We start from the raw sequence: 12,336 nt of genomic DNA on the forward strand, positions 1-12,336 counted from the left end.
CTCACAGGCAAACAACCGAGTGGGGACCCCGTCAAGCGGTCACGTAGGCTGACTTGCCGCATCTCCGACGACGTGGAAGGCATCGATGACCGAGCAGCTCAACACCGGAAGCCACGACCTGCCCATCACCCCGGAGCTGGCCGCGTTCATGCGCACCGGCTGGGCCGACACCCGGCGCACCGGCGTGACCGCGCTGCCGATCGCTCCCTGGGCGGCCCGGCGCAGGGCGGCGCTGGCCGCGCGTTTCCCCGGTGAGCGGCTGGTCGTCCCGTCGGGCACGCTCAAGGTGCGCAGCAACGACAGCGACTACCGGTTCCGTCCGCACAGCGCGTACTCCTACCTGACGGGCGCGGGCGAGCCCGGCGATGTGCTGGTCATCGAGCCGTCCGGGCAGGCCGTGCTGTACGTGCGCCCGCGCTCGCCGCGCGAGGAGGGCGAGGAGTTCTACCGCGACCGCCGCTACGGCGAGTTCTGGGTGGGCCGCAGGCCCGACCTGGCCGAGGCGTCGGAGCTGTACCAGATCGAGTGCGCGCACATCCGCGACCTGCGCTCCGAGGGCCCGGCCCGGGTGCTGCGCGGCGTCGACGCCTCCGTCGACGCGCTGGTGCCGGCGGGCGGCCGCGACGCCGAGCTGGAGGTATTCCTGTCGGAGATGCGGCTGGTCAAGGACGAGTGGGAGGTCGGCGAGCTGCAGTCGGCCGTGGACGCCACCGTGCGCGGTTTCGAGGACGTCGTGCGCGCCCTGCCCGCGGCCCTCGGCCACCCGCGCGGCGAGCGTTACCTGGAGGGCGTCTTCGGGCTGCGCTCGCGCCTGGAGGGGAACGCGGTCGGCTACGACAGCATCGTGGCCTCCGGCGCCCACGCCTGCGTGCTCCACTGGATCCGCAACGACGGCGCGCTGGCCGAGGGCGACCTGCTCCTGCTGGACGCCGGCGTCGAGACCGACACCCTCTACACCGCCGACGTCACCCGGACGTTCCCGCTGTCGGGCCGGTTCACCGCGGCGCAGCGGCAGGCGTACGAGCTGGTGCTGGCCGCCCAGGACGCCGGCATCGCGGCGCTGAAGCCCGGCGCGAGCTTCCGCGACTTCCACCTGGCGGCCATGCGCGTCATCTGCGAGGGCCTGCACGACTGGGGCCTGCTGAAGGACTCCCCCGACGCCCTCATGGAGTCGGGCCTGTACCGGCGCTACACCCTGTGCAGCAGCGGCCACATGCTCGGCCTCGACGTGCACGACTGCGCCAGGTCGCGGGCCGAGGTCTACCTCGACGGCGTGCTGGAGGAGGGCAACGTCCTGACGGTCGAGCCGGGCCTGTACTTCCAGCCCGACGACCTGACGCTGCCCGCCGAGCTGCGCGGCATGGGCATCCGCATCGAGGACGACCTGGTGGTCACCGCCGAGGGCGCCACCCTGATGTCGAAGGCCCTCCCCCGCCACCCCGACGAGATCGAGTCCTGGATGAACGTCGTCCGATCGTGACGGCCCGGTCACTTTTCGTGGCCGACTGACAAGGTTCGGCCCCGGCTGGCATCGTGGGCTGGATCTCGGCGGGCCGGGCAGCCCGCCGCCGTGAGGAGTCACCATGACCGCCGACCACCGCCTCGCCGCCCCCACCACCGAGGCACCTCCGGAGGCCCCCACCGAGGCTCCCGCCGAGGCGGAGAGCGACCGAGAGGCGGAGGGCGGCGGGGCGGCGGCGGTGGGCCGGTGGTTCACACGGGGGCGGGTGCTCGGCGCGCTGGCGGCGATGCTGGCGGCGGCCGTCGCGGCCACGGCCGTGCCGCAGTGGATCGACGCCTCCCGGGCCCAGGACGCGCTGGCCCGCCTGGAGCGCGAACGCGCCCTGCGTCTGGAGGTCTCCGGCGCCGCGAGCGCCTTCGGCCAGGCCCTGCTCAGCTACGACTACAAGGACCTCCAGAGCACCCGCTCGAACCTGTCCGCCCAGGCCACGGGCGACTTCCAGGCCACCTACGACGCGGCGTTCGGCGGCGCGATGTCCCAGGTGATCGTCAAGCTCAGGGCCGTCTCCCAGGCCAAGGTCCGCGAGGTCTACCTGGCCGACGCCGGCGAGGCCAGCGCGCACGCCATCGTCGTCGTGGACCAGCAGGTGAACACCGCGCAGGCGATTCGCTCGGTGCAGGATTCGCACCTTAAGATCACGCTTGTGAAGCAGAAGGGCGCCTGGAAGGTCCAGGACGTGACCGTGCTCGGCGCGGCCTCGGAGGACCAGCACAAGCTCGACGACCCCGCGGCGAAGAAGAAGGACTGACGATCGTCCCCTTGGCGATGGGCGGCCGCCCCGAAGAGGTGCGCGCCCCCGAGACGTGGCTGACCGAGGCCGAGCGCGAACGCGCCGACCGGTTCGTCTTCCCCGCCGACCGCGCCTGTTTCGTCGCGGCCCACCTGCTCGTCCGCCTGTGCGCCGCGGCCGTGCTGGATCTGCCGCCGGAGGGGCTGACCCTGCTGCAGCACTGCGAGGTGCACGGCCCCGGCCACGGCAGGCCGTACCTGCGCGAGGCCCCCGATCTGGGCGTGAGCTTCAGCCACACCCGCGGCTACGTGTGCGCCGCGGCCGGCCCCGGCCGGGTCGGCGTGGACGCCGAGCACGTGCCGGCGGGCCCGCTGAACGAGGGCCTGGCCGACCACGCGCTCACCCCCGCCGAACGCGCCCTGGTGACCGGCAACGACGACCTGATCCGCCACTGGACCCGCAAGGAGGCCCTGGTCAAACGCGGCGAGCTCACCCTGGACGAGCTGCGCACGACCGGCGTCGACCCGCTGCCGGTCGGCCACCTGCTGGAATGGCGGGCCGCGCCGGACATCAGGGTCGCCGTCGTCACCGACACGCCGGCCGAGCGGATTCCCGTCCCGTCGCTCTGAGGGCCCGGTCAGCGGCGGCGGGTCGGGGTGGGGTCGAGGAAGACCAGGGTGACGCCGGAGAAGCGGTCGCGCAGCCGCCGGTCGATCTCGTCGCAGGCGATCTCCACGCCCGCCGCGCTCGCCTCGTCCCGGAAGTCGATCTTGGCGGCGATCATGATGGAGCCCGGCCCGATCATCATCGTCAGCAGCTCGACCACGTCGTCCACCTCGGGCTGGGCCAGCAGCACCGCGCGGATGCCGACCTCGATCTGCCTGGGGGCGGCCTGGCCGATCAGCAGCGACAGGTTCGACTGGATCAGGATGAGCGCGACCACCAGCAGGAGCAGGCCGATGGCGACCGAGGCCGCGCCGTCCCACAGGGCCGAGCCGGACAACTGCGAGCCGAGCAGCCCGAGCGCCGCGATCACCAGGCCCACCAGCGCGGCGGCGTCCTCGAACAGCACGGCCTTGAGCGCGGTGTCGGACGTGATCCGCACCAGCCGCGCCGGATGCACCTTGTACCGGCCGGCCTCGGCGCGCAACTGCGAGTACGCCTTCGTGAACGAGATGCCCTCGATCACGAACGAGACGGCCAGCACGACGTAGGACGGCGTGAGGTTGCCCAGCTGCTCGCCGTGGCTGATCTCGTGCAGCCCGTGGGTGACGGAGAAGCCCGCACCGCCGACCAGCGTCGCGACCGCCGCCATCATCGCCCAGAAGAACCCCGCCTTGCCGTAGCCGAACGGGTGGCGCTCGTCGGGCGGCTTGCCCGCCCGGCGTACGGAGACCAGCAGCAGCAGCTCGGTCATCGTGTCGGCGGCCGAGTGGGCCGCCTCGGACAACATCGCGGCCGAGCCGCCGATCAGCCCCGCGACGAGCTTGGCCAGGGCGATGGTCAGGTTCGCGGCGCCCGCGACCAGCACGGTCGCCAGGCTCTCCCCCGACTTCTCCTCCATCAGATCACTGTACGGCGGCCCTGCGCGGCGGCCCCCCGCAGGTAGCCGCGTCGTCGCGGGCGTGCGATAGATTGGGGATCATGAGCGCGCCCCGCTGGCTTTCCCCCGCCGAACAGCGTGCCTGGCGTACGCATCTCGCGTTGCACAAGCTGCTCATGCACCGCCTCGACCGCGAGCTGCAGGAGCACCAGCTCTCGCTGAACGACTACGAGATCCTGGTCAACCTCTCCGAGAGCCCCGAGCGGCGCATGCGGATGAGCGACCTGGCCGACGCCACGATCCAGTCGCGCAGCAGGCTGTCGCACCAGATCTCCCGCATGGAGGCCAAAGGGCTGGTCACCAGGGAAGACTGCCGCGACGACCGGCGCGGCACGTTCGCCGTCCTGACCGACGAGGGCTGGGCGACGATCCAGCGGGTGGCGCCCGACCACGTCGCGAGCGTGCGCGAGCATTTCGTCGACCGGCTCACCGACGACCAGCTGGAGGCGCTGGAGCAGGCGTTCGGCCCCATCGTCGACCACCTGAAGAAGCTGCGCTGAGGCCCAACCGATATCGGTGACGGCTCACCGGCGTTCCCGGGCGCTCGCTACGATCCGCTCATGCTCCGAAAGCTGCTGATCGTTGTCGTGCTCGCGCTGATGCCGGCCTGCTCCGCGGGGGGCGGGGGTGACGAGCTCCCCGCCGGGCCCGAGGTGATGAAGAAGTCCGCGGAGGCCATGAAGGCCGTCAGGTCGGCCGGTTTCTCGATCGCCACGGAGGGCAAGCCCAACGTGCCGCTCAAGAAGGCCGACGGCAGGCTCACCTCGGCGGGCGACGCCGACGGCACGATCACGCTGGACGTGCTGGGCACCCTGCAGGAGATCACCTTCGCCCTGATCGGCGACACCGTGCACTTCAAGGGGCCGACCGGCGGCTTCCAGACGATGACCAGGCAGCAGCTCGCCCAGTTCTACGACCCGTCGGTGATCCTCGACCCGGGCAAGGGCATCGCGCAGCTGCTCGCCTCGGCGACCGACCCCAAGGTGGAGGCGGTCGAGGACGGCTCGTACCGGGTGGCCACGACGTTCTCCGGGCAGGTCGTCGGGCAGATCGTCCCGGGCGTCACGCAGGGCGTCAACGGCAAGGTCTGGATCGACAAGGCCAGCAGCAGGCTCACCAAGGCGAGCCTGCCGCTGCAGAACGGCACGGTGACGGTGACGTTCAGCGACTACGACGCGCCGGTCACGATCACGCCGCCCCCGTCCGGATGAGCCGGATGAGCCGGGTGAGCCGGAACGTCCCGGCGGACCGCGCCCGGCGGGTCGCGCTCGGCGCGGGCGGCGCGGTGGTGCTGCTGGCCGCGCTCGACGCCTACGTGGTCGTGACGGTCCTGATGGACATCGCCCACGACGTCGGCGTGCCGCAGAACCACCTGGAGCGGGTCACACCGGTCGTCACCGGGTTCCTGCTCGGCTACGTCGCCGCGATGCCGCTGCTCGGCCAGCTCTCCGACCGTTACGGCCGGCGGCCGCTGATCCACGCCTGCCTGGCGGCGTTCGCGCTCGGCTCGGTGCTGACCGCGCTGGCGGCCGGTGAGGCGATGGTGGTGTCGGGCCGTACGGTGCAGGGCGTGGCGGGCGGGGCGCTGCTGCCGATCACGATGGCGCTGATCGGCGACCTGTGGGAGGAGCGCGACCGACCGCTCGCGCTGGGCGCGGTGGGCGCGGCGCAGGAGCTGGGCAGCGCCCTCGGCCCCCTGTACGGCGGCGTGCTGGCGCTGGTCCCGCCGGTCGCCGTGGCGGGCGTGGAGCTGGGCGGCTGGCACGCCATCTTCTGGGTCAACGTGCCGCTCGCCGCCCTGGCCGCCGTGGCCGTGCAGCGTACGGTCCCGGCCCGGCCGCCCTCCGGCACGGCCCGCGTCGACGTCGTCGGCGGCGCCCTGCTGGCGCTGGCGCTGGCCCTCCTGGTCGTCGGCCTGTACAACCCCGACCCGGCCACGACCGTGCTGCCGCCGTGGGGTCCGCCGGTGATCGCGGCCGGGGCGGTGGCGGGCGGCGTCTTCGTCTGGTGGGAGATCCGTTCCCCCGTCCGGCTGCTCGACCTGTCGGCCGCCCGCAAGTCGCCGCTGCTGGCGACGCTGGGCGTGAGCTTCCTGGCGGGCGCGGCGCTGCTGGTGACGATGGTGTTCGTGCAGTTCGCCGCCCAGACGCTGCTGGACAAGGACGCCCTGGGCGCGGCGCTGGTCCTGGCCCGGTTCCTCGGCGCGCTGGCCGTGGGCGCGCTGCTCGGCGGCGTGCTGGCCCGGCGGGCCGGCGAACGCGCGGTGGCGGTGCCCGGCCTGCTGATCGCCGCGGCCGGGTACTGGCTGATGAGCCGCTGGCCGCTCGACCTGGCCGGCGCGGGCCTGGCCGTGGACGCCGACCTGGTCGTGGCGGGGCTCGGCCTCGGCCTGGTGATCGCGCCGGTCTCGTCGGCGGTCCTGCGGGTGAGCCCGGCCGTCCAGCACGGCGTCGCCTCGGCGGCGGTCGTGGTGGCCAGGATGATGGGCATGCTCGTCGGCGTGGCGGGCGTGTCGGCGTGGGGGTTCCACCGGTTCCAGTCGCTGACCGCCCACCTGGACACGCCGCTGCCGTTCGGCGTGGACGCGCAGACCTACCAGCGGCGGCTGGCCGACTACCTGGCCCAGGTCGATGCCGCCCTGCACGTCGAGTACACCGAGATGTTCCTGCTCACGGCGTTCGTCTGCCTGCTGGGGGCGGCGGTGGCGCTGCTCATGCCGCGCCGCGCCCTGCCGGGGGCGGCGCCCGCCCTCGCGGACGCCGCCCCCGACCCCGAACATTGACCGCGGATCAGGTGGCGCCGCCGGTCAGGGCGACAGGCGGTGCAGGTCGCGGGGGAAGGCGGTGGTCTGGCGGATGTTGGCGGCGCCGGTCAGCCGGGCCGTCCAGCGTTCCAGGCCGAGGGCGAACCCGCCGTGCGGCGGCATCCCGTACCGGAACGCCTGGAGGTAGCCCTCGTACGGCGCCACGTCCCCGTCCAGGGCCTGGACGTAGTCGTCGTACCGGTGCAGGCGCTGGCCGCCGGTCACCAGCTCCAGGCCCCTGAACAGCAGGTCGAAGCCGTTGGAGTAGCCCGGTCTGGCCGGGTCGGGATGGGTGTAGAACGGCCGCTTGGACATCGGGTAGCCGGTGACGAACAGGAACTCCGACCCGTGCTCGCGCAGCGCCCAGTCCGACAACCAGCGTTCCTGGGCCGGTGACAGGTCGGGCTCGTCCTCGCCGGTCAGCCGCTGGGCCTCGGTGAAGTGCACGGCCGGGATCTCGGCGGGCACGGCGGGCAGCACGGCCCCGGCCGCCTCGACGGCGGACCCGGCCCGGCGGCGCACCGACTCCACCATGCCGGCGACGACCTCCCGCAGCACGGCCATCACGTCCCGGTGGTCGGCCACGAAGCCCAGCTCGGCGTCGAGGCTGGTGTACTGGGCCAGGTGGCGGACGGTGTCGTGCGGCTCGGCACGGAAGACCGGCCCGACCTCGTAGACCCGCTCGAACACCCCGACCATCGTCTGCTTGTAGAACTGCGGCGACTGCGCGAGGTAGGCGCGGCGGCCGAAGTAGTCGATGCCGAAGACGTTCGCGCCGGACTCGGTGGCCGAGGCCACGATCTTGGGCGTGTGGATCTCGGTGAAGCCGAGGCCGTCCAGCGTCTCGCGGAACCCGGCCACGCTCGCCGCCGAGATCTCCAGCGGCGCCCGCAGCAGCGGATGCCGCAGCGCGACGGGCGCGTGGTCGAGGACCGTCGGCAGCGTCGCGGCCACGACCGGCCGGTAGAGGTCGAACGGCGGCGCCTGGGCGGGCTCGGCCAGGACCTCGATCTCCGGGCCGGTCAGCTCGACCCCGCCCGGCGCCTGCCCGGCCGGGGTCACGGTGCCGGTGACCCGGACGACGCTCTCCTCCGGCGGCAGCTCCCCGTCCGCGCTGACCACCTGGGCCAGCCCGGCACGGTCGCGTACGACCAGGAAGGAGACGGATTTCAGGTGCCGGCGGCGATGGACCCAGCCGGCGATCGTCACTCGTCGGCCGGCGTGCTCAGCGAGCGACGCCGACAGGACACGAGAGATCATTACAGCTCCTCTGCAGGAAATGCATGACCCCTTGGGAGTGCGGGGGAGAAGGGAGCTCCCGGTGCCACCGCACTTTCGCCGCCCGCGAGGGGCGGCCTCCACGACCCGATGACGGGGGTCAGGCCGGCGGGGCATTTCCTCCCCGCACTCGGGAGTGTCTTCACCAGCGGACACGGGACCGCCTTCACAGCTGCCGGCGGCTCTCTGGGCCCGTGCGGCCCGCTGGCTACTCGTCTCCGTCCACGTGTTGCCGTAGATGATACGGCAACGCCGTTACTTGTCCTTCTTGGGGCGCTTCTCGCGGATCTTCATCGTGACGTCGATCGGCGACCCGGCGAACCCGAACTCCTCGCGGATGCGCCGCTCGATGAAGCGCCGGTAGGTGTCCTCCAGCCAGCCGGAGGTGAACAGCACGAACTTGGGCGGCTCGACGGACGCCTGCGTGGCGAACAGGATCTTCGGCTGCTTGCCACCCCGGACGGGCGGCGGCGTCGCGTGCACCAGCTCGGTGAGGAACGCGTTGAGCCGCGCCGTCGGCACCCGGGTGGACCAGGAGTCGAGCGCCTTCTCCAGCGCCGGCACCAGCCGGTCCATGTGGCGGCCGGTCTTGGCGGAGATGTTCACCCGCAGCGCCCACGGGGTGCGCACGAGCTGCCGGTCGATCTCCTTCTCCAGGTAGTAGCGGCGGTCTTCGTCGACGAGGTCCCACTTGTTGAAGGCCACCACCATGGCCCGCCCCGACTCGATCACCAGGCCGATGATCCGCAGGTCCTGCTCGGTGAGCGGCTCGCTGGCGTCGATCAGCACGATCGCCACCTCCGAGCGCTCCAGGGCGGCGCGGGTGCGCATGGCCGCGTAGAAGTCGGCGCCCTGCAGCTCGCGGTCGCGCCGCCGGATGCCGGCGGTGTCGACGAAGCGCCAGGTGCGCCCGCCCAGCTCGATCAGCTCGTCGACCGGGTCGCGGGTGGTGCCCGCCATCGGGTCGACCAGCACCCGCTCTTCGCCCGCCAGCTTGTTGAGCAGCGAGGACTTGCCCACGTTGGGCTTGCCGAGCAGCGCCACGCGGGCCGGTCCGCGCTCGCCGCCGAAGGTCACCTGCGGTGTCTCGGGCAGCGCGTCGAGCACCACGTCGAGCAGGTCGCCGCTGGAGCGGCCGTGCAGCGCCGAGACCGGGTAGGGCTCGCCCAGGCCGAGCGCCCACAGCGCGGCGGCCTCCAGCTCCAGCTGCTGGTTGTCGACCTTGTTGGCGGCCAGGAGCACCGGCTTGCCCGACTGGCGCAGCACCGCGCCCACGATCTCGTCGGCGTCGGTGGCGCCCACGGTGGCGTCGACCACGAACACGATCACGTCGGCCAGCTCGACGGCGACCTGGGCCTGCTCGGCGATGCGCAGGTTCATGCCGGTGGCGTCAGGGTCCCAGCCGCCGGTGTCGACGACGGTGAAGCGGCGGCCGCGCCAGTTGGCGTCGTAGGTGACGCGGTCGCGGGTGACGCCCGGCACGTCCTCCACGACCGCCTCGCGGCGGCCGATGATGCGGTTGACCAGCGTGGACTTGCCCACGTTGGGGCGGCCCACGATGGCCACGACCGGCAGAGGCGTGGTGTCGCCGTGCTCGGTGACTTCCAGCTCGTCGAGGTCAGCCTCGACCCAATCCCCCGTTGACATGCTTGTTCATCCTTAGGTGAGTACCGCACCTGGAGGTCAGGTGCGCTCCTTGACCAGCCTCAGCACCTCCGCGATGACCTCTTCGAGGTTCAGCGCGGTGGTGTCGAGCTCGACGGCGCCATCCGCCATCGAGAGTGGGTCCGTCTTACGTGTTGAGTCCAGGGTGTCACGCTGCTCCATGGCGGCCTGCTGCGCCTCCACCGTGGAGCCGGCCACTTCGGCGCTCCTGCGGCGGGCGCGGGCCTCGGCGCTGGCCGTCAGGTAGACCTTGACGGGCGCGTCGGGGCAGACGACCTTGCCGATGTCGCGCCCCTCGACCACGATGTCACCGGCGCCGGCGATCTCCCGCTGCAGCGCGACCAGCCGCCTGCGCACCTCGGGGACGGCGGCCACGGCGGAGACCGAGCCGGTCACCTCGGCCTCCCGGATGGGCCCGCCCACGTCGACGCCGTCGACCAGGATCGTCGGCCCCTCGGGGTCGGTGCCGGAGACGATGGACGGCTCGCCGCAACGGGCCGCGACCGCCTCGGGATCGGCCAGGTCGACGCCCTGCCGGAGCATCCACCACGTCATCGCCCGGTACATGGCCCCGGTGTCGAGGTAACGCAGGCCCAGCGCACGGGCGACCCCGCGCGACACGCTCGACTTGCCCGACCCCGAAGGACCGTCCATGGCGACGACCAGACCGGACACGGCCTCTCCCTCTTCACGTGTGTTTCCCCAACCTGAAGAGGCTACCGCCTCCGGTCAGTCCGCGATCCAGCTCCCGTGGAAGCCGAGCGGGACCCTGGCGGGCAGGTGCACGACCGCGACCGGCTCGCCGGTGAAGTCCTGGGCCGAGAGGATCACCAGGTCGGCCGCTCCCCTGGCCGGGTCGTTGACGTAGGTGAGCAGGTAGCCGTCGTCCTCGGCGGCGCCGGAGGGCACGAAGACCGGCTCCCCCACGTACGCGCCGCGGCCGAACCGCCGCGCCTCCTGCGTGCCGCGTTCCAGGTCGTGCTTGATGAGCGTGTTGTCGAACGCCTCGTCCGGCAGGTCCTCCAGCTCGGCGGCCGGGTAGATCACGTCGTGCAGGTCGGCGGCGGCCGAGGTGTAGCCGTAGCGGTACGGGCTGCCGGTGCGGCGCTCGTCGATGCGGGGGAACTCCTGGGGGCGGTCGTCCAGGCGGGTGGTGGTGACCCGGCCCGCGCCGGGGTCGATGCGCCACCGGTCGAGCGTGGGCGCGCCGCCCAGGTCGAGCCGGGCGTCCACGAACCGCTTGGGGTAGCGGACGACGTCCACCACGACCTGGTCGCCGTCGTCGTAGGCGTTCAGGGTGTGGAAGACCCAGCAGGGGTCGATCTCCACCCACTGCACGTCGCCGGTCTCGCGGGAGAGCAGGCCGAGCCGGGCGGGCCGGGCGTCGTCCCACGCGTACGGGAGCGGCGCGCCGCGCTCGGCGTGGGCCATGCTGAGCGTGACCGGCAGGTCGTAGATCACGACGTACCGGCGGGTCAGCGCGAAGTCGTGCAGCATCGGGCGGTCGGCGACCGGGATGTCCCTGACCTGGGCCACCACGCCCTTGGGGTCGATCACGATGTGCTGGTGGTGATCCCAGCCGGCGAAGTAGGCCATCGCGTGCAGCTCGCCGGTCACCGGGTCGAGATGGGTGTGGGCGGCGTACCCGCCGGGCAGGCCGCCGACGAAGTCGCACGCGCCGACCGTGTCGAGCTCGTAGCTCAGCTCGTACGGCAGCCCGCCCGCCTCGACGGTCGCGAACGTGCGCCCGGCGATGCCGATGACGTGCGTGTTGGCCGCGAAGTCCATGCCCGCGTGCACCGGGCCCGGCGCCGGCGGCTCGCCCAGCCGGCGGGCCACCTCGGCGTTGCGCACCCACCGGTTGCGGTACCACTCGGCCCGCCCGCCGCGCAGCCGCACGCCGTGGACCATGCCCTGCCCCATGAACAGGTGGGTGGCGGCCGGGTCGTCGAGGCTGAGCGGGTTGGGGCCGTTGCGCAGGTAGCGGCCGTCGAGCTCGGCGGGGATGCGGCCGGTGACCTCCAGGTCGAAGGCCGTGATCTCCTCCGTCGCGGGTGCGAAGCCGTTGCGGAAGGGTGTGCTGGTCATCGTGCGCTTCCTCTCAGGTCAGGAACGGCGTGAGCACGGAGGTGTAGAGCAGCCGGTAGCGCCGCTCCGCCTCGGCGCTGTCGAAGAATCCGGAGATCTCCAGGCTCACCGCGCCGTGGATCGCCATCCACAGCACGTCGGCTATCTCGCCGGCGGCGGCCCCGCGCAGCCGTCCGGCCTCCAGGCAGGCGGCCACGGCCTCGACCAGGATGTCGAAGGTCCGCCGGCCGGCCGCGACCGCGTCGGGGGCGGGCTGGAAGCCGTGCATCGCGTTCTGGAACATGACCCGGTAGTAGTCGGGCTCGTCCAGCGCGTACTCGCGGTAGGCCGCCAGGCCCGCGTGCAGCGCCGGGAGCGGGTCCTCCTCGGCGGGGACGGCGAGCAGGCGCGCCTCCAGCCGGGCGAAGCCCTCCAGCCACAGCGCCTCGCTGAGGCCGTCCTTGCCGCCGAAGAGGGTGTAGATCACCTTCGTGGAGCAGCCGACCTCGCCGGAGATGCGCCGGACGGTGAGCGCCGCCGGGCCCTCGGCGACGAGCAGGTGTTTGGCGGCGTCGAGGATGGCCGTCCTGACCACGCTCTGGCCTTCCTGCTGGGCTTGCCGGTACGCGGTGACCGCCATGTGAGTAACACCGTTTCTTCTCGGTAAC

12 protein-coding genes are annotated in these 12,336 nt (G+C 72.6%); 6 read left to right on the forward strand and 6 right to left on the reverse strand.

What is annotated here, in order from left to right:
- Positions 1-85: 85 nt before the first annotated feature.
- The 3 genes from ACWEJ6_RS22210 (at position 86) to ACWEJ6_RS22220 (ending at position 2,881) form a co-directional block, all read left to right on the forward strand.
- Positions 86-1,480, forward strand: coding sequence for an aminopeptidase P family protein (locus ACWEJ6_RS22210; RefSeq protein ID WP_358293722.1), 1,395 nt, complete (start codon positions 86-88; stop codon positions 1,478-1,480).
- 103 nt (positions 1,481-1,583) lie between these two features.
- Positions 1,584-2,270 (forward strand): hypothetical protein, encoded by a 687-nt coding sequence (locus ACWEJ6_RS22215; RefSeq protein WP_452425850.1) that lies wholly within the window; start codon positions 1,584-1,586, stop codon positions 2,268-2,270.
- Positions 2,271-2,287: 17 nt separating this feature from the next.
- Positions 2,288-2,881, forward strand: a complete 594-nt coding sequence (locus tag ACWEJ6_RS22220; RefSeq protein WP_452425972.1) for a 4'-phosphopantetheinyl transferase family protein — start codon at positions 2,288-2,290, stop codon at positions 2,879-2,881.
- An 8-nt stretch (positions 2,882-2,889) separates the two neighbouring features.
- Here ACWEJ6_RS22220 and ACWEJ6_RS22225 read toward each other — a convergent pair whose 3' ends face one another.
- A complete protein-coding gene (locus ACWEJ6_RS22225) occupies positions 2,890-3,816 on the reverse strand; it encodes a cation diffusion facilitator family transporter (protein ID WP_387666714.1) in 927 nt (308 codons plus the stop codon).
- Positions 3,817-3,896: 80 nt separating this feature from the next.
- Between ACWEJ6_RS22225 and ACWEJ6_RS22230 the strand changes: the two genes are divergently transcribed.
- From ACWEJ6_RS22230 to ACWEJ6_RS22240, 3 genes are read left to right on the forward strand one after another with little or no spacing between them, the layout of a single operon-like run.
- Positions 3,897-4,355, forward strand: a complete 459-nt coding sequence (locus ACWEJ6_RS22230) for a MarR family winged helix-turn-helix transcriptional regulator (protein ID WP_352321897.1) — start codon at positions 3,897-3,899, stop codon at positions 4,353-4,355.
- A gap of 60 nt (positions 4,356-4,415) precedes the next feature.
- On the forward strand, positions 4,416-5,066 hold the full coding sequence (locus ACWEJ6_RS22235) for an LppX_LprAFG lipoprotein (protein ID WP_387666712.1): 651 nt from the start codon (positions 4,416-4,418) through the stop codon (positions 5,064-5,066).
- Positions 5,067-5,071: 5 nt separating this feature from the next.
- Entirely contained in the window at positions 5,072-6,637 is a 1,566-nt protein-coding gene (locus ACWEJ6_RS22240; protein WP_452425852.1) for an MFS transporter, read from the forward strand.
- A gap of 24 nt (positions 6,638-6,661) precedes the next feature.
- On the opposite strand, the gene aspS is transcribed toward ACWEJ6_RS22240, so the two are convergent.
- From aspS to ACWEJ6_RS22265, 5 genes are all read right to left on the reverse strand, one after another.
- Positions 6,662-7,918 (reverse strand): aspartate--tRNA(Asn) ligase, encoded by a 1,257-nt coding sequence (gene aspS, locus ACWEJ6_RS22245; RefSeq protein WP_452425854.1) that lies wholly within the window; start codon positions 7,916-7,918, stop codon positions 6,662-6,664.
- Positions 7,919-8,191: 273 nt separating this feature from the next.
- Positions 8,192-9,583, reverse strand: a complete 1,392-nt coding sequence (gene der / locus ACWEJ6_RS22250; RefSeq protein ID WP_352358193.1) for a ribosome biogenesis GTPase Der — start codon at positions 9,581-9,583, stop codon at positions 8,192-8,194.
- Positions 9,584-9,619: 36 nt separating this feature from the next.
- Positions 9,620-10,276, reverse strand: coding sequence for a (d)CMP kinase (gene cmk / locus ACWEJ6_RS22255; RefSeq protein WP_452425857.1), 657 nt, complete (start codon positions 10,274-10,276; stop codon positions 9,620-9,622).
- Between the two features lie 54 nt (positions 10,277-10,330).
- Positions 10,331-11,689, reverse strand: a complete 1,359-nt coding sequence (locus ACWEJ6_RS22260) for a carotenoid oxygenase family protein (RefSeq protein WP_387666701.1) — start codon at positions 11,687-11,689, stop codon at positions 10,331-10,333.
- A gap of 13 nt (positions 11,690-11,702) precedes the next feature.
- On the reverse strand, positions 11,703-12,308 hold the full coding sequence (locus ACWEJ6_RS22265; protein WP_358293737.1) for a TetR/AcrR family transcriptional regulator: 606 nt from the start codon (positions 12,306-12,308) through the stop codon (positions 11,703-11,705).
- Between the last annotated feature and the right edge of the window lie 28 nt (positions 12,309-12,336).

This window comes from Nonomuraea sp. NPDC004702, assembly GCF_053601695.1.